The sequence below is a fragment of the Vibrio phycocola genome (genome assembly GCF_053850235.1).
Genome location: NZ_JBSQDJ010000006.1, coordinates 110,321 through 129,531, shown reverse-complemented (window position 1 = coordinate 129,531; position 19,211 = coordinate 110,321). Strand labels below are relative to the sequence as shown.

Sequence of the window (19,211 nt, the reverse complement as noted above, 5' to 3'; positions counted from 1 at the left end):
TAAGAGAAAATATGGCTGATAACAGTAAAGCAATATGGCGTGAGTACTATCAGAAGTCGCTAACCCGACCCCATTCAAAACGCACTGAGTTTATTATTCAACATAATGAATCGAACAGCAATATAGCAATTGATTGTGGGTGTGGAACGGGCGCAGATATCGATTTTCTTGTTCAGAAAAATTATAACGTCTATGGGTTTGATATTAACCCTGACTCCATTGAATTATGTAAGGCTCGATTTGCAACTGAACCGCTAGCAAACATCAGTCTTTCATCATTTGAACATTACGAATATCCCAAGGCAGGCGTTATCATTGCAAATTCCAGTCTCTTCTTTTCTCAGGCTTCGAGTTTCCATGAAACATGGGGCCGTATTGAGTCTAGCCTACTCATTGGTGGTGTTTTTGCCGGAGATTTCCTTGGAGTGAAAGACAGTTGGGCCTTCAATTATCACGGCCCGACTAATTCGTTAACTAAGGATCAAGTAGAAGAACTTTTCACTAACTTCGATATCATTCGATTCAATGAACGCGATGAAGATGCCACTACGTCATTGGGAAAAATGAAGCATTGGCATACTTTCTCTATCATCGCAATCAAACGACGATGATTACATAGAATCAATCTGATTTTCTTAACGACGTTACCATCACACTAATGAAAATCAACATACCACCCAATCCTTGCAACATCGTAAGAGTTTCATTCAGCCACACAACTGCAAACAACGCTCCGAATAACGGTTCACTTCCCATCAATAAAGAAACTCGTGTTGGCGATACACGACGCACTGCGTAGTTTTGGGCGTAAAATGCAAATAGTGTACAGAATATCACTAGGTACCCCATGATTAACCAGAATTCAAATTCGGAAGGTAGTTCTAGCCCAATTGGCGACAACGTAACGCCAATAGCAGCCATTATCGATACCACGCCCGATTGAATTGCCGTAAGAGTCGTCGTGGTTATCTTTTTATTATGTGTAAAACGCTTAGTCGTCGTAACCATGAGTGCTCGTAGTATCGCTGCAACCAGAATTAACCCATCACCCAAATTAAAGCTCAAATTATCTACCCACGGCGATGAGGTCGTCAGGCATAGAACACCAACGACACTAAGAAACGTCATAGCCAGCAAAGACCTACTCACGGGTTTTCGATTAATCAATGGCTCTAACAACGCCGTTAAGATAACCGATAGGCTGATGATAAATGCCGCCTTAGCAGCAGAAGTATGGAGCACACCATAAACTTCAAAAACAAAAATCGCCGACAAAATAACTCCGCCTGGTAACGCCGAACGCCAGTCATTATTGAGGCCTGCGTAAGTATCTTTCATCGTTTTGGGCAATAAGCTCAAAAACGTTAGACAAAATCGTATCGCAATAAATATGAATACGTTGGTAAAGCTTAACGCTTCTTTCGTCATTCCATAGCTAGTGCCCCAAAACAACGCCACCATTAACAACATAAGTTCCATAATAGGGATACGATGTCCAAATAATCGTATCGGAGTCACCACGGCTTGTGTATTCATCTTCATTTTCCAGAACAAGTAACATTTGATTTTCTAAGTATCAATTAGTAACCTGAAAAGATAAATACATCTTGATACATAGGACTTGTGCATTTTGGATACAAATAAACTTCTACCTCTGCTATCTGAAATGGGTGTATTTGTTAAGGTTGTTGAGTTAGGTAGTTTTTCTAAAGCCGCCATTCACCTCGGCACCGCGCCCTCTTCCATCAGCCGCACCATCACCAAACTTGAGCAAGCTCTAGAAGAAAAACTACTCGAACGAACGACGAGACAAATGCATCTAACGCCGAAAGGGGAAATTATATTTGCCCACTGTCGAGATATGCTCAATACCGCCCAAACTGCCGTTTCAGCCGCTTACGCAGACAAAACTGACATTTCGGGAATACTTCGTGTTGCCGCTCCAAAAGCATTCTCGAGACAAGTTCTGATGCCGTTGATCTTTCAGTTCCGCAAAACCCACCCAAATGTTTCAATACATCTGAAAGTTGCTGATCACGTGATCGACCCAATTGGAAATGAAGTCGATGTATTGATTCACATTACCCGAGATCCAATCCTAGGGTTGGTTGCTAAACGACTCGGACATTGCAAAATGAAGATATGTGCGAGCCAAGCTTACATTGAACAAAAAGGGATTCCACATCATCCATCGGATCTTGCACAACATAACTGCATTTGCCTAGGTGAAACCCCTAAGGACAGTGTGTGGACATTTAACCGAGAATCCGACGTAGTAAAGGTCAATGTCAAAGGCAGCTTTAGTGTCAATCACAGCGAAATTAGACGTGAGGCCATTCTTCAAGATATCGGTATTTCACTCTTTCCGGATTTTGCGATTCAAGAGCAGATATCATCAGGGCAAGTTGTTGAACTTTTGCCAGATTGGCGGATGGGAGGGAGCTACCAAGGAGAGATCGTCGCGCAATATGCTCAATCACGTTACGTACCAACCCAAATACTAGGGTTTGTAGATTACCTAAATAACCATTTTAACGAGATGAAGTAAAGTTAACGTCGTTGACAAGATAAACATCCTCGACACGCTGATCGAGAGTGTTTGTCCAATCGTCCACGTTGTATTTTACAATAAGCATTTTTTAGCGCCCTCCTCGCTGAAAACCAATCCTCTGGCTTTTCCAACAGTAGATTACCATTAAACCGCTTCGCCAATAGCACGCCATATTCGTCGATGAACTTACTATCAAAATCAATTTCAAAATAGTCTAGCGCTTGTTCGATGGACGTAAACGCTTTTATCACTTGTAGAATATCTGAAGGGACATTGAGTTCGGGGGACGATTTTTCCATTGGTCTCTTCTCTTCCTTGAATGCATCGCCAGTGTAAAACGAGAACAGAAACGATGAACTGAACCAAATCAAACTTTGAACTGTCTCACGTATCAAGAATGAAAGGCTCCTGACGGTGGGCTTGAAGTAGGGATTAATGCTCTTAGGTGATTGTTTTTTCCTAATCTGCCCCAAAATTATTGGAGTAAGTGTTTTGATTGTCGTAAAACCTGATTCATCGCATAGTGGGAACAACCCAAGCCATGTAGGTTAACGAATGTATTTTTGGATTGTTAAGTAAAAGGCTGGAAAGATAGATGTCTGAAGTAGCAACAAATGTAACCAATAGCGAGTCCGTAATGCAGACAGTGCTAGACACACTCAATTCTGGCTGGGGATATACTATCGGCGGCATTATCATTGTCGTCGCCGCAGGGTATTGGATCTACAAAAAACTCAATACACCTCGTTTCATGGTGCAACAAATACGCCGTCGTAATCTCAAGGAAATGAAAAAACAAGGGGCGGATGCAGAAGGTTCAGAAGCCATGGCTGATTTGGATAGATTGCTCGATTCTGTAGAGACCTATGCGACCAATCAGGGAATGACTGGCGCAGCAATGTCTCAGTTGCTCGCTCCATTACAAAAAGTCAATGACAATAAATCCGGTGCCAGCTTTTATCATTCTATGGCGCACATTGCGAAAACTATCGGCGACGTTAACCTTGCCAAAAACCTGTCGAAGAAGTCAAAACAGGTTAAGTCTAGTTCAGCGTTAATGGCCGGCTTGTTAAAGCGTGCTGGAGTTTAAAATTTAGTACCGTTCATACTTTATAAAAAATAGGTTCAGCATTGTGCTGAACCTATTTATATTGTGAATAGTATTTTTGCGCATCACTCAGTGTCTGCTAAAGTCGGCGGTTTCTCACTAACGCCCTTCTCACATTTTTACACAACTTGCCAAAACGATATAAGTCATCAAAACCAGGAGAAACACCATTGTCAATTTGATGCTGCCAATAGGTCAAGTCCGTGTCGACAAGTTCCATGAGTTTCTTGGGACAGCCAATACACGAATTATCAACGCCACACTTGAATGTGTCCTCTTGATACAAAGGAAATTCTCGTTTGACCGCATCAATGATTTGCTGCATCGCCGTTATTCGATCAGGTTTTTTCGTCATTATGTCTGCCGCTAAATTCCGTTGTGTTCAGTCCACTCTTTCAACTCTTTAAGAAAGCCCAATGCCGTTCGTCCAAAGTCCGTAATTTCATAACTTACCGCAACAGGTCGAGTATTGAGCACATTTCGCTTAACCAATTTACGCTCTTCCAACTCTTTCAAGCGTTGATCTATCATCTTTTTGCTTGCACCACTGATCATACGACAAAGCTCATTAAATCGAACAGGCTCGTCTCTTAAATGCCACAGTATCGTCCCTGTCCATTTCCCACCTAATACATTCATTCCTCTTTCAATAGCACAAGGAGAGGTACAGCGAGTATCCCGTGATACGATCTTCTCTGCCTTTTTCGGACTCGTTTTGATTGTATTCATCTTATCGCCCATTTTCACAACACTAGGTTACTAAAAGTATACTAGTTGACTTAAGTTACCTTCAAGTGCAACATTATCACAATCACATTGATATGACAGTGTTTATGGTTACTTTTTCAGGTTGTCGCCCAACAGAAATAACGGCCAATGTCAGCCCATACTAACGCCCAATATAGTTAGAAACACTTTTAACAGCCACTTGGATTAAAACAATGAATACGATTCTAAACGACCTTCAAAACCGCTATACCGCTAAAAGCTATGACCCAAGCAAAAAAGTATCTTCAGATGACCTAAATATTTTTCTCGAAGCGTTGCGTCTCTCAGCATCATCTATAAATTCACAGCCATGGAAGTTTATCGTTATTGAATCTGACTCAGCCAAACAACGTATGTTTGATTCATTTGCCCACAAATTTCAGTTTAATCAGCCACACATTAAAACCTGTTCTCATATCATTTTATTTGCTCATAAGACCGAGTATTCTCGTGCCGATTACGAGGCGGTTATCGATCAACAAATTGCTGATGGACGAATGCCTGCAGAACAAAAAGAAGCGGCATTTTCAGCCTATGCGTTTGTTGAACTCAATAAAGATGAGCAAGGGCAGCATGCTGACTGGACTAAGTCACAAACTTATATTGCTCTGGGAAATGCTCTTCATACCTTGGCTCGTCTAGGTATTGATTCAACAACAATGGAAGGTATCGATTCTGATATGCTGAAAACGCTGTTTTCAGAAGAATTAGATGGGTATGAATGTCATGTAGCGTTAGCGATTGGCTATCACAACAAAGAAGAAGATTACAATTTGGGATTGCCAAAATCCCGCCTTAACTTTAATGAAGTTATTGATATTATTTAATTTAAGCGTAGTACTACTGGTTTTATCTTTGTTTACATTAATTAAAATAAAAATGGTGCTCAATTGAGCACCATTTATCAATTCTAAACTATTATCTCATCGAATGATTAAGATTTAGTTTTCAATAAATCACGAATTTCAGTTAAAAGCACTTCTTCTGATGAAGGAGCAGGTGGTGCTTTTGGTGCTTCTTCTTCTTTTTTCTTCATTGAATTGATGCCTTTAATCATCATGAAGATAGCAAAAGCAACGATAGTGAAATCTAACATCGTCTGAATAAATGCACCGTAACTGATTACAACGGCTTCAGCATCTCCAGTCGCTTCTTTAAGTACGATCGCTAAATCAGAAAAATCGACACCGCCTAACATTAAACCAATTGGTGGCATGATTACGCCTGATACTAATGCCGTGACAATTTTACCGAACGCTGCGCCGATAATGATACCAACGGCCATATCGACAACATTTCCTTTTACAGCAAATTCCTTAAATTCTTTCATCATACCCATAATATTCGCTCTCACTTTGTCTTATTAATTAAATTTAAAATTCTGCGCTTCAACTCTACTAATATCTGTTTGATCTAACGCAGCGTTGGACATTAGAACTTATCTCTTTTGCAAAAAAATCATTTACAAAAAAACAATGACCTAAATCAATTTTTACATGGATATTTCATTCTCTACCAGTAATTTCAGTGACTAAACCCATAAGATTCCATCACTTCTCGAAATTAAGAACATGAATAAGTGATTCGCGATAAATGATTGAGCATATGAAAATACACTAATAGCCTATTTTCTCTTGAGAATTGTAATTTCTTCAAATTTTTCCTACGCTTAAATCAGTTTCTTATGTAACTCAAAACCAAACCGGATAAAACACCCTACCTATATAGTGAGAATTGACCATATGAATAACATTTCTGATTTGACGTTGTACAGAGAGGTTATGGACATCCTACCAACACCGGTTCTGATTAAGAATAATGAACTACGATACGTCTTTATAAATAAAGCATTTGAAGATCTGTTTCAGGTCGATAGAAAAAATATCATTGGTGAACTCGACAAAGATGTGTTCGCACAACGCCAAGTCACTCAATGCAGTTCTGGTGACCTTAGGGTACTTGCTACTGGTGAAGTAGACGAATCCTATGAAACAGTATTTGATAAAAACTCAGAACAACGAGAAGTCATTACTCGGAAAAATAGGTTAATTGCTGAGAGTGGTGAACCCTATTTGGTTGGTACTATTCATGATATTACCGACGTTTCAGTTACGAATAGACAATTAATTGAAAGCGAAGCCAAATTAAAAGAACAATCTAATGCATTGGAACTAATGGCAAACACTGACCCACTAACTGGAAGCCTAAACCGACGCTCATTAGATGAACGCCTTCCACGATTGTTTACCGAGCAAAACAATATTGGCGGCGTCATCGTTCTAGATATCGATCACTTTAAGGCAATCAATGATGCCTACGGACATCACGTTGGAGATATCGTACTAAAAGACTTAGTCGACGCGATATCCAGTATTGTACCCGAAGGCTATGATCTTATCCGAATGGGGGGAGAAGAGTTCTTAGTTGGATGTCCAGGAATTGATGCGAGTACATTAACGGAACTTGCAGAAAACTTGCGTCAATACATTGAGAGAGCAACCATTATTACTCCTAGTGTCAAACTCTCAATCACAGTGAGTATTGGTATATCACACACTCAAGCCGTAAATAAATGGGACTTGGACAAACTGATTCATCTGGCCGACCAAGCTCTATATCAAGCGAAGGAAAGTGGCCGAAATCAAGTCGTCAATTATCTCTAGGTTCCAACTCATGTGACGAACAAGGAAAACAGTGGTAACTTGTTCGTCTATTCATTCAGCGGAGCCTGCATTCATGAGTAAAGTCGCTATAGTGATCGGTGCAACCGGTTTAGTCGGTAACGCCCTTGTACAACAACTCTCTACCGATGACTCATTTCACAAGATAGTCTGTATTACCCGCCGACCGATATTGATTAATGATGGCAAAATCGTCAATCAAGTTATTGATTTTGATAACTTAGAACAACATGCGTCATTATTTTCTGGTGACTTTTTATTCTCGTGTCTCGGCACCACACGCCATCAAGCTGGGAGCATTGATGCGCAGAAAAAAGTGGATATTGACTATCAATTAAAGGCCGCCCGACTCGCCGCAAAGAATGGTGTAACCCAATACCTTTTAGTTTCATCTGCAGGAGCCAATTCTCGAAGTAAAAGCCCATATCTAAAAATGAAGGGAGAGCTTGAGGATCAAATAGCTTCGTTGCCGTTTGAACGTATTGCTATTGTACAACCCTCGGCACTATTGGGATATCGTGAAACGCCACGTATCAGTGAAAAAATAGGAGGTTGGATTCTTCCAATACTGACTTCGATTCCTCCTTTAAAAAAGTATCGCCCGATCACTGGCTTTCAAGTCGCTGCTAAACTCATCAATATTAGTCAGCAACAAACGCAGAGATTCGAGCGATTTCAACTGGATGAACTGTTTAATATCGAAATCCGTTAATCAGACTTATTACGTTTACTGATCACCACCACCGATCCCACAACCAGTGCAATTCCTATGGCGTGGAAAACGGTGAAGCTTTCACCTAACAATGAAACTGCAAACAACGTCGTAATTACTGGACCAATATTGCCTGTTAAACTCAACACCGACGGAGTTAACCTCGCCATACCAGCCGCCATAAGATAAGACGGCAAAACAGTACAGAAAAAACCCGTCGCAATACCCAATAAAATCAGCTCGGATGACATATCACTAAATGAAGTACCATAGAGACTATATTGCAATAGAATGATACTTCCAGCACTCCCCATCCCAACACTGGTAAACAGTTGACTACCTAATACCGTAATCAGGCGCTTACTCAATATCAAATAAACCGCAAATACAAACGCTGAGGTGATAGCAAGCATGCTGCCAAACCAAACTTGCTCTCCAAAGTGAGATAAATCATGAATAACGATAAATGCAATTCCGATATACCCCATGAAGATCGCCTTAATAAGACCTGGCTTTAGACGATCTTTAAATACAACCGCACTGATCACGACCACAAATGTAGGGTAAAGAAATATCAATAAGCGTTCTAGCTGAGCTGAAATCAATGATAAAGATACGATGTCCAAAAAGCTGGCACAGTAATATCCAAGAATTCCGACCAATGCTGCTTGCCATCCATAAGTTTGAAGTGCACTACGCGCGCGGCTTTCACGACACAACCAGAGTAATATGATGATATAGAATGGTAGCGAGCTAGCCGCACGTAAACTCATAATCGCTGTCGCATCACCACCTGCGTCATACGCAAGCTTAATCAAGACTGGCTTAATTGAAAAAAGTGCGGTCCCCAAAAGAGCATATACAATACCAATACTGTATTGAGATATATCTTGAGATCGAACAGAGGGATCATTCATTACTCGTTCCTTAATTTAATAAAAAAGGCTACGAGATAAATGACGAAACGGCTGCATTCACTCGCAGCCGGACACAACAACGTCTACCGACTGCAGGGCATAAGAAGGAGCCAGAGTTTAGTAGTGTGTTGATACATTGAAATTTCCTTAAGATTGAGAAGCCACGTTATCAGACCATTTGAATAGTGACAAGCAATATAAATTCATGGCCTAAGTTTGTGCTATGGTAGACGGATTAAACGGATTAAAATGACACCTTATTTTTCGCTCGGTTTCTTCGTCTATTTTCTTTAGCTTATTTTGAAACCAAATGACCACTAGAGCACGCTATGTTTGAGCTAATTATCGGAATACTCTTCCCAATGTTTGCAGTAACCACTGTCGGTTTTTGCATCGGTCGTTGGATAAAACTGGATTTTGCACCAATCAATCGAATTAATATGGACTTTTTTATTCCAGCACTCGTTTTTTCGTCTGTTGGTACGATGCCACTTGATATCACAAAGATCCCACTTCTTAGTGCTGCGCTACTCGCGATCTTGATCCCTTGCATTGTGATGTTGTTGGTTTGTCGCGTATTCAAGCTCAACTTTAAAGTGTGGGCACCACCTCATATGTTTCGCAACAGCGGCAATTTAGCGATTCCCCTTTTTACCTATGCGTTTGGCGACAAAGCATTGGCATCTGCCGTATTAATTTTTGTTGTGTCTTCGTGTATGCATGTCAGTCTTGGCTTAGCCTTGGTAAGCAACGGAAACCCACTTAAGCAAGTCATTCGAATGCCCATTTTTATTGCGGCGGTTATTGGCCTAGGTTTAAACCTAAGCGAGATCGGGATCTGGAATCCACTGTATGAGGCAAGCGCATTATTAGGGCAGACCGCTGTGCCTATCATGCTCGTTTCTCTTGGAACACAAATGTGTTTTATGCGTCTTAGTGGATTGAAAGTGGGGCTAATCTGTACTCTGCTTTCACTTACAACCGGCGCCATCACATTCAGTATTATCTACCTATTTATTCCCCTACCCGCCATGCACTTACAAATGATGTTGTTATTCTCGATGTTGCCACCTGCGGTTATGAACTATCTCCTCGCTGAACGTTTCAACCTTGAACCAACTAACGTTGCTTCGATGGTCTTATTCAGCAATTTCTTTAGCATTTTCACCTTACCGATATTACTCACCGTAGCTTTCTCGTTGGGGTGATTTTTTCATTAAAAAAATATTGCACAAGTAATAATGTGGCATAAATCAAATACGAGACTTGTCTTAATATGGCGAGTCTCGAAAGAAGATCATTGATAACTCGCAACAAGTCACCTATCAATAAGTCGACCAATCATGTTTTATTCAAGTAATATCAATGATCCAAGCTGATCACAATTTTCTCGCTAACGATTCAGTCACGACTGCCAATCAATCCACTGCCATAAAACCACAAATATTATAATGTTAATAGTTTCTCTTTAGTTAAGTTTTACTTAACTAAATGTCAATTTCTATCGTTTGTTAAATTGGTATATCTGACTAATAATTATGTCTAGAAACATTGGAATTTATAACTTTGGGGGCAACTATGGCACATTCGATCGACCGTTCGTTCACTTTGCAGCATATTGCGCCAACGGAATGGCATAAGAAAATCTATACGGAAATTAAAATGTGGCACCGCGACGCGGTAACAAGAAAACAACTTAAAAACTTACCTGAACATCTCTTTGATGATATTGGAATCAATAGAGAAGAAGCGATGCAAGAAGTAAATCGTTTTCCATTTAGAGACGCTTTATTCTTTTGGGTATAACTCGCTAGACCAAATTAGAACACCAAAACAGATAACGGGAATTGACTTTTTTAAATGAGAATACATTCCCGTTGAAATACCTTTTCCCGCTGCACTTCTCTTTTCTAATTTACCTTCATTTCGCTTTACTCTGATAAACTAACGCTCGTTCAATCTCATCAAGTTTCTATCAGCTCAAATACATATAAATATTTTCCGAAAAACGATAGAAAACCGCATCAATTTCAGTTAGATTTCTACCCCTTTTTTGAAGAATATAACAAGTGGGTTGGCGCGATATGTATATTGGATTTGATTACGGAACATCAAACTGCTCCGTCGCAACAATGAAAGACAACACTCCCATATTCTTACCACTCGAAAACGACCAATTCTATATTCCTTCAACTGTGTGCGCACCAACCCGAGCGTCAATATCCGAGCATCTTTTCCGTCACCTAGATATCTCACCAATCGGTGAAGTTGGGGAGCGTGTACTTCGTACCGCACTCGCGTTTAATCGTGATGAGGACATAGACCTCGAACCAAACGATATAATGTTTGGAAGAGCGGCACTGGCGGCCTATCTTGATGATCCAAGTAACGTCTATTACGTAAAATCTCCCAAATCTTTTCTAGGCGCATCTGGACTTTTAGATACGCAAATCAGTTTCTTCGAAGACTTGGTTTGTTTAATGATGACCAATATTAAACGTAAAGCCGAGCAGACAACAAATACACAGATTGCCGATACGGTAATCGGACGTCCGATCAACTTCCATGGTCGAGGTGGTGATGTCGCCAACCAACAAGCCGAAACCATTTTATATCAAGCAGCAAAGCGAGCTGGGTTCAATAATATCGAGTTTCAATTTGAACCGGTTGCGGCAGGCTTAGAGTACGAAGCAACGCTAAACTCAAATCAAATTGTTTTAGTCGTCGATATTGGCGGCGGTACTACCGACTGTTCCGTCATCGAAATGGGACCAAGCTTACGAGGAAAGGCTGACCGTTCTCAATCTTTACTTGCGCATTCAGGTCTGCGTGTCGGTGGAAACGATTTAGATATTGCGCTCGCGTTTGATCAACTCATGCAACCTTTTGGAAAAAACAGCCAGTTTCTAAGTGGGCTTGAAATGCCGTTAACACAGTTTAGAAACCCTATCGCGATCAATAATGTCGCCGCACAGAGTGATTTCTATAGCCGTCAGAATTTAGCGGAATTAACACGCCTACACAAAGATGCACAGCACCCTAATAAACTGGCGCGGCTACTAGAGGTATACAATGAAAAGTTGGGCTATCGAATTGTCCGCCGAGCAGAAGAAGCCAAAATCGCGCTCTCAAATCAAGATGCATATCTAACTAAACTAGAACTACTCGAAGAAACATTACAGATTGATATCGAGCATCAGAAAATGGTCGATGCAATTGAGTCTCCGAAAAATAAGATGATTGAATTGGCTAAAGATGCAGTAACACAAGCTGGAGTGACACCGGACACAATTTTCGTCACTGGTGGTTCTTCTCGCTCACCGGTACTGCGTCATGCAATAGAACAAGCGTTTCCCAATATTCCCATCGTCACTGGAAACCACTATGGCTCGGTTACCGCTGGCCTTGCTCGTTGGGCAGAGATTTGTTTTAAGTAAAATAACTCTGGCAAACGTCACGCTTTATTACATCGAATAATGAGTGACGTTTGTATTTTAATCCTCTCTTCATTTGACCTAGTCACCCAATTCATACAGTATGATTAGTGCCTTATAACGCATTGTTTATCTTAGTATTGAAATGCTGTTCCTCTTACCTTCAATGGGATCACATGAAGTTATCATTAATCGCTGCAGTTTCTGAAAATGGCGTCATTGGATCTGGGTTAGATATCCCTTGGTCTGTCAAAGGGGAACAATCACTATTTAAAGCCATGACGTTTAACAAATGGTTAATTGTTGGACGAAAAACGTTTGAATCGATGGGAAAGCTTCCAAATCGAAAATACGCGGTGATTACACACTCTCCAATTGTTTCTACTGATGAAGGTGTTCAATATTTCTCTTCAATCGACGATGCATTAACGGCTCTGGCGCACGTCACTGACCATGTTTTTGTTTCGGGTGGTGGAGAAATCTATCAAGCTCTGATCCATCAAGCGACAACGTTACACCTTTCGACAATTCATAAACACATTGATGGCGACGTGTATTTTCCCGAGATTCCAAACGATTATCACAAGGTATTTGAGCAGAGTTTTAACTCAAATCTTGATTATACCTACCATATTTGGCAAAAGAGCAAGGGGGGAATATAGATGAACTCAAATGACATTCTATACATCTCTGATCTTGATGGGACCTTACTAAACGATGATCAGACTGTGTCACACAACACTCAATCGTATCTAGCGACAGCGATCCAAGAAGGCGTAAATTTTACTTATGCAACAGCAAGATCGATTACCTCTAGTCAGTTCGTTCTCGACAGCCTTAACATAAGGCTTCCTGTGATTTTATATAATGGCGCGCAAATATATTGTCCAATTCGAAAAACTTATATCCACAGTGCGTATATGGAAGCAACAGCATTCACATCCCATTTAAATCAATTTCTAACCGATGGTTTAGATCCCGTTATTCATTGTTTGGATAAAGAGGATAACCTCAGAGTTTATTTTCGATCCGCAGCCAATGAAAGTACCGCAACTTGGATCAATTCAAGACTCAAAAATGGCGACAACAGATTCCGCATTACCGAAGATTTCTCCGAAATAGACCAAACCAAAGTCATTGAACTAATGGTGGTAGCACCGCAAGAAATGCTCATTCGATATCAAGACTCCTTAACCAATGAGCCAAGTGTCTCGTCCGTTCTTTCGGAAGATATTTACTGCAAAGGTTTCTATTGGTTAGAGTTAAGCCATCGAAATGCCAATAAAGGTTATGCTGTTAAAAAGCTAGGAGAACATTTAGGCATAAGCAAAGTTGTCACGTTCGGGGACAATCATAATGATATCCCTATGTTTGAACATTCATATCGCTCTCTTGCGATGAGCAATGCGCAACCATCCGTTCGAAAAGTCGCTAGTGATGTGATTGGTTGTAATAATGACGATGCAGTTATTCGTTATATTGAAGGACAAAGAACGAAATAAAGAGGTGAATATGGGATTTTGGTATTTAGTCATTGCCATTTGTGCCGAAGTCGTCGGTACGTTAGCGCTAAAGGCCTCGAATGGCTTTACTCACGCTATCTCTGGTACTATTTGTGTTCTAAGTTACGCCATTACCTTTTACTTTTTCTCACTGGTGCTAAAAACGGTGCCTATCGGTATTGCTTACGCGATATGGGCGGGAATGGGCATTGTGCTTATTGCATCCATCGGTGCGGTGATTTATCGTCAAGTTCCGGATATTCCGGCTATATTAGGAATGGTACTCATTGTCTCTGGCGTCATCGTTATCAACGTTTTTTCCAAAACAAATGTGCATTAATACCTATCGAGAGCAAAAATAGAATCATGGTTGAGATAAAAACAGTTCCTTATGACGAAGAACATAAACACAGTATTCAGTCTATTCGGCAACATGTATTTTGTGTAGAACAAGGGATCGACCGCGAACTCGAATTTGATGGATTAGATAGTACTGCCATACATGTAATCGCATCGGTAAATGGTCAAACTGTTGCAACGGGACGAATGTTAAGCGATGGTCATATTGGTCGAATCGCTGTATTGAGTGAATATAGACGTTTAGGCATTGGCTCAAATATCGTTCTTTCATTAATTGATGAAGCTACCAATAACGGCTATTCAAGTGTTTATCTCGGTTCGCAAAAACATGCAATTGATTTTTACGTTGAGTTAGGTTTCACGCCAGTTGGAGAACCATTTATGGAAGCAGGACTCGAACATTTATCGATGGAAAAATCTCTCACTTAACTCACCATTTCCCCAATGGTTACCATTTTTGCGAGACAGGTAGATTAATCCAGCCGCTCCTTGGAGGATAATAGAGCTGTGCAGAAATATTCATGGCTAGCACTTCAATCGAGTTTTTCCTCAACGATGTTTAAGTGAAGTGTTAATTTATTAAGTGACTCATCCTAAGGAGTGCCTATGTTTACTGTAACCCAAATAGATACTAATCGGTTAGATATTGAGTTGAGTGGCAAATTAGATGCAGAGCAAATGAAAACGGCATTGGACGAACTTGTCACCAAATCAGAACATATCGAAAACGGAACCATGATGTACGATGTAATCGATTTTCATTTTCCATCACTTGGAGCAATAGGAATCGAATTATCACGCCTTCCATCCATGTTCAAACTGATCAACAAATTTGATCGTGCGGCAGTATTAACGGATACACCATGGATAAAAAAAGCCAGTGAATTAGAAGGTGCGCTATTTCCTGGACTCGAAATAAAAGCCTTTAATCGAGCTCAAAAACTGCAAGCAGAAGCGTGGTTATTGGGTGAAATTTAATGACAGCTCTCACCGCTAAGATTACGCGTTGATGACAGTGCGGTGAGAGTCATTTCAGAATAGAACATCACGCTACTATTAAGTAAGACTCGCGATAATACAACCCACTAGGAGTAAATATGACTTTTGAACGAATTATGGGCTTGGAAGTCATTAATGATGAAGTTTACCAACAGTATCGAGAAAACATGATCCCAATCTTACACTCATTTGGTGGTCGTTTTGGTTTCGATTTTAAGGTGAGTGAAGTATTAAAGTCGAAAACTGACACCAAGATAAATCGAGTATTTACCATCGAGTTTCCCAACAAAGAAGACATGACCAATTTTTTCTCAGATCCTCAGTACCTAGCGGTAAAACAGCAATATTTTGATCAATCGGTACGTTCAAGCACAATAATATCGATGCACGAGAAAGCTCCGAATGAATAATCAGCCTTTCTCTGTAAGTCGCATCAATACCGACTTTGGGATATTTCGAATATCTGGGAATTGGTGCAGTGATACTCAGAATATTGATAGCATAGATATGACATCCATCGAAATAATGGGGACAGATGGGTGGGTGCTATTGGTCACCGCGAGTGAGCAGAATGTTCAATTAATCCATCGTTTACAACCATTATTATTGCGACATTTACAGTCCAAGTAGGCTAATTGAGCGCTTAAACAGTCGTACAGTTGGTTCATACAAACCCGCCATTACGACGCGCTAGGCGGTCGACTATCTCGCATCAAAATATCGAGAGTGATTTGCGCTCTTTTTGGATTGTCTAAATCAATACTTTCTATCATTTCGCATTCATCTCGCACCATTTCATCGATTAAACTTGGGTAATGGCGGCAATCTTCTGGTCTATCCAAATAAATACTGCACGTGTATTTATTTGGCTCATCAGGAGAGCGTTTCGGAGCTATGTCTAAAAATGGACACTGCTTCAGTTGCTCCCCTGTTTTAGGATCAAACCATATTTTATTGTCTTTGACGAACTCGAAGATATCAGGGTTAAATAATTCCCAGAGATCAATTTCTTCTTGGGTTGCGGCTAAATCTCCATCACCATATTTAATACAGCATTTGCCACATTGATTGCAATTCTTCATAGTTCGCTGAGTCAATAAATGAATATTCACTCATAGTAACACTAATGTCGTTTAACCCTTTACAAACTCGGTTATAACATGAACCTTCCCGTACGCTAATCCTTCAATTGACTAACTTACCGAGTTGGATCAATATGAAATAGACTTAATATTAGTACAGTGAACTATCTTATTGAGAATTATAAAGAGCAACCTGCCAATGGACGATTTTAAATCCTACCCAATTTCGCTATACGAAATTTACAAAGCAAGAAAAATAGTCTCACAGCATTTAAACCCATCATCTTTGGTTCACTATGAAAGCTTATCTAAATTGCTTGGTTTTGAGGTGTACGTTAAACACGAGAACCAAAACTTAACGGGCAGTTTTAAAGTTCGAGGTGGTCTAAATATAATGGCTCATATTAAGCAGGCGGAGATCAAAGGTGTCGTCACGTTTTCAACGGGAAATCATGGTTTGTCTGTTGCTACCTCAGCAAAACTATTTGGTATCCCTGCCATAGTAGTCGTTCCCAAAGGTTCAAATCCGGTAAAAATTAACCTGATCAAAGAAGCAGGAGCAGAAGTGGTTGAAGCGGGTGAAAACTTCGACGAATCCGCATTAGTGGTATCGGAGATCAGCCAATCAAAAGGTTATTACTACGTCCATCCTGCCAACGAGCCGCATATTGTTAACGGCGTGGGCACGGAATTTCTCGAAGTTATGGATCAACTACCCGATGTCGATGCCATCATTTTACCGCTTGGTGGTGGCAGCGAAGTAGCCTCCGCAGTAACAGTATTGAAAACGATCAATCCCGACATCGACATTTATGCCGTTCAAGCAGAGCAATCAAGCGCCGCCTGTTGCTCGTGGAAACAAGGTGAAATCCTAGAACGCTCAAATACTACCTTTGCAGGAGGATTTGCGACTGGCACCGCCTATCAAGCCACGTTTGATATCTACAAAGATTCTCTTAGCGATTTTATACTGCTTTCGGAAAACGAAATCTTACAAGGCATCGCATTAGCAGCTCATCATACGAGAAATCTTGTTGAAGGTGCAGGTAGCTCAACGATTATGGCGGCATGGAAACTTAGAGAAAAATTAGCTGGGAAAAAGGTCTTGCTTCAATTTAGTGGTTCAAACGCATCCCCAGAAGAGCTAAAGAATGCGTATGAACTCTCTGCGTTCCAAGATGGAAAAATCAGGTAGTATTCACAAAAAGATTCAGGCAAGTAACGAGCAAGAAAAGGAATATTAGACATTGTGGACATAATAAAATCGGATCAGTCAAACAAACACGTGATTGAAAATATGATGCAACTCTATCTTCATGATCTCTCGCCATACACGCAAGATAACCCTGACCAACACGGCCTTTTTTCATTGGGTAAATACTTTGGTTTATACTGGGAAGATAATGATCGATTCCCTTACATCCTGATTCATCAGGAAAAACCCGTCGGATTTGCGCTGGTACGCCGCATTGAGAATGATGTCTACTCGATTGCTGAGTTTTTTGTATTGCGTTCAGCCCGTAAACAAGGCTTTGCTACTCTGTTCTCTCACCACCTATTTGGCATACACATTGGTGTTTGGCAAGTTGCAGAGTTGGAACAAAACCTTGTATCGCAAACGTTCTGGCGCAAAACCATTTCCTCATTCACAAAGGGGCAGTTCGAAGAAAGCTGGTCACCTTCTCAACCTGTAGGCCCTATGCAAACCTTTCGATCCGGAGAAAAAGCATGATTACCCATTTATTGTTTGACCACGATGGTGTCCTAGTCGAAACCGAACAATGGTATTTTGAAGCCACAAGCCAAGCACTGGCAAAACTCGGTATTACCATGACGTTCGATGACTACAAGCAACACTTGGTTGATGGCACGTCGAACTGGGCCGAAGCCGTGAAACTCGGTATATCACCAAGCGAAATCCAAGCCGTTCGAGCGTGGCGAGATCAACGTTACCAGTTTTACTTACAACACGAAGATATCGATATTTCAGGCGTCTCCGATGTATTACAAGACCTCAGCCAACACTTTAAAATGGCCGTAGTCACCACTTCCAAACGCATCGATTTCGAACTCATTCACCGCGAGAGAAGCTTGCTCAATACTATGTCTTTCGTGTTATGCCGAGAAGACTACCACAAGGCGAAACCTCACGCTGAACCGTACCAAACAGGACTCGCTCGATTTGGTGTCACGCCCGCGAATACCTTAGTCATTGAAGATTCAAAGCGTGGACTTGCCGCTGCAGAAGCTGCCGGAATTAAAACCATTAAGGTACACAATGAATTTGTCGCGCATCAACACGCCTTTTCTGATTACTCAATCCCATCGTTACAAGCGTTGCCAGATTTGTTAAATCGTATCAATAAAGGATGAGCATAAGGAAATCGAAACAAGACTTGATTCATCTTTAATCACTCCCCATATCTGTTAGATAAGGAAAACAGCGGTAAGGATTACTGAATGGATTACGTATTCGCGGTGATATTATTCGCCGTGTCATCATCGGTCACTCCGGGGCCAAACAACATCATGGTTATGACATCTGGCGTTAACTTTGGTGTTAGAAAAAGTATGCCCCTACTTACCGGTATCTGCGTCGGCTTTACGATTATGCTGCTTTTAGTCGGATTCGGATTTTCAACGCTGTTTGACCTGTTCCCTCAGTTACACTTTATTATTAAATGCGTCGGCGTCTTATATTTATTATACCTCGCCTACCTTATTGCTCATTCTGCGGAAGACATTGAATCTGACAACCAGAGAGAACCATTCTCATTTATGAAAGGGGTACTATTTCAATGGGTTAATGCCAAAGCTTGGGTAGTCGCAACGGGTGCGATCGCTGCTTTCACCACTGTCGGTACGAGCTTTTACAGTCAAAATATTATAATAGCGACAACTTTTTTTATTGCCTCATTTCCGTGTGTAGGGGTGTGGCTCGCCTTCGGTGCCTTACTTAAAAATGTTCTAAACGATCCAAAACGTCGCAAGTGGTTTAACCTTTCGATGTCAGGGCTACTCGTACTCTCAGTGGTCCCCGTCGTGTTCGAAATTATAAAGCATATTGATTATTAACAATTCGTCTCAAAACCGGTAG

At 40.8% G+C, this 19,211-nt stretch carries 27 protein-coding genes; 20 read left to right on the top strand and 7 right to left on the bottom strand.

The window, feature by feature from the left end; genetic code table 11:
* The first annotated feature begins 11 nt into the window (after nucleotides 1-11).
* Complete coding sequence (locus ACWU4D_RS09540) at nucleotides 12-611, top strand: methyltransferase domain-containing protein (RefSeq protein WP_456051189.1); 600 nt, start codon at nucleotides 12-14, stop codon at nucleotides 609-611.
* Between the two features lie 10 nt (nucleotides 612-621).
* Here the strand turns inward: ACWU4D_RS09540 and ACWU4D_RS09535 are convergent, their stop codons facing one another.
* On the bottom strand, nucleotides 622-1,536 hold the full coding sequence (locus ACWU4D_RS09535) for a DMT family transporter (protein ID WP_456051188.1): 915 nt from the start codon (nucleotides 1,534-1,536) through the stop codon (nucleotides 622-624).
* A 94-nt stretch (nucleotides 1,537-1,630) separates the two neighbouring features.
* Here ACWU4D_RS09535 and ACWU4D_RS09530 point away from each other — a divergent pair, with 94 nt between their 5' ends.
* A complete protein-coding gene (locus tag ACWU4D_RS09530) occupies nucleotides 1,631-2,548 on the top strand; it encodes a LysR substrate-binding domain-containing protein (RefSeq protein WP_456051187.1) in 918 nt (305 codons plus the stop codon).
* Nucleotides 2,549-2,550: 2 nt separating this feature from the next.
* Here ACWU4D_RS09530 and ACWU4D_RS09525 read toward each other — a convergent pair whose 3' ends face one another.
* The gene (locus ACWU4D_RS09525; protein WP_456051186.1) at nucleotides 2,551-2,850 is read right to left on the bottom strand and encodes a nitrogen fixation protein NifW; all 300 of its coding nucleotides are present in this window, start codon (nucleotides 2,848-2,850) and stop codon (nucleotides 2,551-2,553) included.
* A gap of 296 nt (nucleotides 2,851-3,146) precedes the next feature.
* Between ACWU4D_RS09525 and ACWU4D_RS09520 the strand changes: the two genes are divergently transcribed.
* The gene (locus ACWU4D_RS09520; RefSeq protein WP_456051185.1) at nucleotides 3,147-3,641 is read left to right on the top strand and encodes a hypothetical protein; all 495 of its coding nucleotides are present in this window, start codon (nucleotides 3,147-3,149) and stop codon (nucleotides 3,639-3,641) included.
* Between the two features lie 97 nt (nucleotides 3,642-3,738).
* On the opposite strand, the gene ACWU4D_RS09515 is transcribed toward ACWU4D_RS09520, so the two are convergent.
* Both ACWU4D_RS09515 and ACWU4D_RS09510 read right to left on the bottom strand, forming a co-directional pair.
* Nucleotides 3,739-4,014 (bottom strand): hypothetical protein, encoded by a 276-nt coding sequence (locus ACWU4D_RS09515; protein WP_456051184.1) that lies wholly within the window; start codon nucleotides 4,012-4,014, stop codon nucleotides 3,739-3,741.
* 11 nt (nucleotides 4,015-4,025) lie between these two features.
* Nucleotides 4,026-4,388, bottom strand: a complete 363-nt coding sequence (locus tag ACWU4D_RS09510) for a winged helix-turn-helix transcriptional regulator (RefSeq protein ID WP_456051183.1) — start codon at nucleotides 4,386-4,388, stop codon at nucleotides 4,026-4,028.
* 212 nt (nucleotides 4,389-4,600) lie between these two features.
* Here ACWU4D_RS09510 and ACWU4D_RS09505 point away from each other — a divergent pair, with 212 nt between their 5' ends.
* On the top strand, nucleotides 4,601-5,254 hold the full coding sequence (locus ACWU4D_RS09505; RefSeq protein ID WP_456051182.1) for a nitroreductase family protein: 654 nt from the start codon (nucleotides 4,601-4,603) through the stop codon (nucleotides 5,252-5,254).
* Between the two features lie 107 nt (nucleotides 5,255-5,361).
* Here the strand turns inward: ACWU4D_RS09505 and mscL are convergent, their stop codons facing one another.
* A complete protein-coding gene (mscL, locus tag ACWU4D_RS09500; RefSeq protein ID WP_456051181.1) occupies nucleotides 5,362-5,766 on the bottom strand; it encodes a large-conductance mechanosensitive channel protein MscL in 405 nt (134 codons plus the stop codon).
* A gap of 403 nt (nucleotides 5,767-6,169) precedes the next feature.
* Here mscL and ACWU4D_RS09495 point away from each other — a divergent pair, with 403 nt between their 5' ends.
* Both ACWU4D_RS09495 and ACWU4D_RS09490 read left to right on the top strand, forming a co-directional pair.
* Nucleotides 6,170-7,090, top strand: coding sequence for a diguanylate cyclase (locus ACWU4D_RS09495; protein ID WP_456051180.1), 921 nt, complete (start codon nucleotides 6,170-6,172; stop codon nucleotides 7,088-7,090).
* Nucleotides 7,091-7,163: 73 nt separating this feature from the next.
* Nucleotides 7,164-7,820 (top strand): NAD(P)H-binding protein, encoded by a 657-nt coding sequence (locus ACWU4D_RS09490; RefSeq protein ID WP_456051179.1) that lies wholly within the window; start codon nucleotides 7,164-7,166, stop codon nucleotides 7,818-7,820.
* Here the strand turns inward: ACWU4D_RS09490 and ACWU4D_RS09485 are convergent.
* Nucleotides 7,817-8,737 (bottom strand): DMT family transporter, encoded by a 921-nt coding sequence (locus ACWU4D_RS09485; protein ID WP_456051178.1) that lies wholly within the window; start codon nucleotides 8,735-8,737, stop codon nucleotides 7,817-7,819. The two genes, ACWU4D_RS09490 and ACWU4D_RS09485, sit on opposite strands and share 4 nt — an antisense overlap.
* Before the next feature lie 329 nt (nucleotides 8,738-9,066).
* Between ACWU4D_RS09485 and ACWU4D_RS09480 the strand changes: the two genes are divergently transcribed.
* From ACWU4D_RS09480 to ACWU4D_RS09435, 10 genes are all read left to right on the top strand, one after another.
* Nucleotides 9,067-9,945: an AEC family transporter gene (locus tag ACWU4D_RS09480; RefSeq protein WP_456051177.1), complete on the top strand. Its 879-nt coding sequence runs from the start codon at nucleotides 9,067-9,069 to the stop codon at nucleotides 9,943-9,945.
* Nucleotides 9,946-10,315: 370 nt separating this feature from the next.
* On the top strand, nucleotides 10,316-10,543 hold the full coding sequence (locus ACWU4D_RS09475; protein WP_456051176.1) for a DUF1127 domain-containing protein: 228 nt from the start codon (nucleotides 10,316-10,318) through the stop codon (nucleotides 10,541-10,543).
* A gap of 278 nt (nucleotides 10,544-10,821) precedes the next feature.
* On the top strand, nucleotides 10,822-12,174 hold the full coding sequence (gene yegD, locus ACWU4D_RS09470; protein ID WP_456051175.1) for a molecular chaperone: 1,353 nt from the start codon (nucleotides 10,822-10,824) through the stop codon (nucleotides 12,172-12,174).
* 173 nt (nucleotides 12,175-12,347) lie between these two features.
* Nucleotides 12,348-12,833: a trimethoprim-resistant dihydrofolate reductase DfrA gene (dfrA, locus tag ACWU4D_RS09465; protein WP_456051174.1), complete on the top strand. Its 486-nt coding sequence runs from the start codon at nucleotides 12,348-12,350 to the stop codon at nucleotides 12,831-12,833.
* Nucleotides 12,834-13,673, top strand: coding sequence for an HAD family hydrolase (locus tag ACWU4D_RS09460; protein ID WP_456051173.1), 840 nt, complete (start codon nucleotides 12,834-12,836; stop codon nucleotides 13,671-13,673). It abuts the gene before it with no gap.
* Between the two features lie 10 nt (nucleotides 13,674-13,683).
* Nucleotides 13,684-14,013, top strand: coding sequence for a DMT family transporter (locus tag ACWU4D_RS09455; protein WP_456051172.1), 330 nt, complete (start codon nucleotides 13,684-13,686; stop codon nucleotides 14,011-14,013).
* A 26-nt stretch (nucleotides 14,014-14,039) separates the two neighbouring features.
* Entirely contained in the window at nucleotides 14,040-14,462 is a 423-nt protein-coding gene (locus ACWU4D_RS09450) for a GNAT family N-acetyltransferase (protein ID WP_456051171.1), read from the top strand.
* Nucleotides 14,463-14,639: 177 nt separating this feature from the next.
* Nucleotides 14,640-15,011, top strand: a complete 372-nt coding sequence (locus ACWU4D_RS09445; protein ID WP_456051170.1) for an STAS/SEC14 domain-containing protein — start codon at nucleotides 14,640-14,642, stop codon at nucleotides 15,009-15,011.
* Between the two features lie 119 nt (nucleotides 15,012-15,130).
* A complete protein-coding gene (locus ACWU4D_RS09440) occupies nucleotides 15,131-15,442 on the top strand; it encodes a DUF1330 domain-containing protein (RefSeq protein ID WP_456051169.1) in 312 nt (103 codons plus the stop codon).
* Nucleotides 15,435-15,662 carry a hypothetical protein gene (locus ACWU4D_RS09435; protein WP_456051168.1) on the top strand — a complete coding sequence of 76 codons (228 nt, stop codon included), beginning with the start codon at nucleotides 15,435-15,437 and terminating at the stop codon, nucleotides 15,660-15,662. Before ACWU4D_RS09440 ends, ACWU4D_RS09435 begins: the two co-directional genes overlap by 8 nt.
* 50 nt (nucleotides 15,663-15,712) lie before the next feature.
* Here the strand turns inward: ACWU4D_RS09435 and ACWU4D_RS09430 are convergent, their stop codons facing one another.
* Nucleotides 15,713-16,114 carry a YkgJ family cysteine cluster protein gene (locus ACWU4D_RS09430; RefSeq protein WP_456051167.1) on the bottom strand — a complete coding sequence of 134 codons (402 nt, stop codon included), beginning with the start codon at nucleotides 16,112-16,114 and terminating at the stop codon, nucleotides 15,713-15,715.
* 199 nt (nucleotides 16,115-16,313) lie between these two features.
* Here ACWU4D_RS09430 and ACWU4D_RS09425 point away from each other — a divergent pair, with 199 nt between their 5' ends.
* The 4 genes from ACWU4D_RS09425 to ACWU4D_RS09410 all read left to right on the top strand — a co-directional run bounded on the left by ACWU4D_RS09425 (nucleotide 16,314) and on the right by ACWU4D_RS09410 (nucleotide 19,189).
* A complete protein-coding gene (locus ACWU4D_RS09425; protein WP_456051166.1) occupies nucleotides 16,314-17,309 on the top strand; it encodes a threonine ammonia-lyase in 996 nt (331 codons plus the stop codon).
* Between the two features lie 54 nt (nucleotides 17,310-17,363).
* Nucleotides 17,364-17,846 (top strand): GNAT family N-acetyltransferase, encoded by a 483-nt coding sequence (locus ACWU4D_RS09420; RefSeq protein ID WP_456051165.1) that lies wholly within the window; start codon nucleotides 17,364-17,366, stop codon nucleotides 17,844-17,846.
* A complete protein-coding gene (locus ACWU4D_RS09415) occupies nucleotides 17,843-18,487 on the top strand; it encodes an HAD family hydrolase (protein WP_456051164.1) in 645 nt (214 codons plus the stop codon). Before ACWU4D_RS09420 ends, ACWU4D_RS09415 begins: the two co-directional genes overlap by 4 nt.
* Before the next feature lie 87 nt (nucleotides 18,488-18,574).
* Nucleotides 18,575-19,189, top strand: coding sequence for a LysE family translocator (locus ACWU4D_RS09410; protein WP_456051163.1), 615 nt, complete (start codon nucleotides 18,575-18,577; stop codon nucleotides 19,187-19,189).
* The last annotated feature ends 22 nt before the right edge of the window (nucleotides 19,190-19,211 follow it).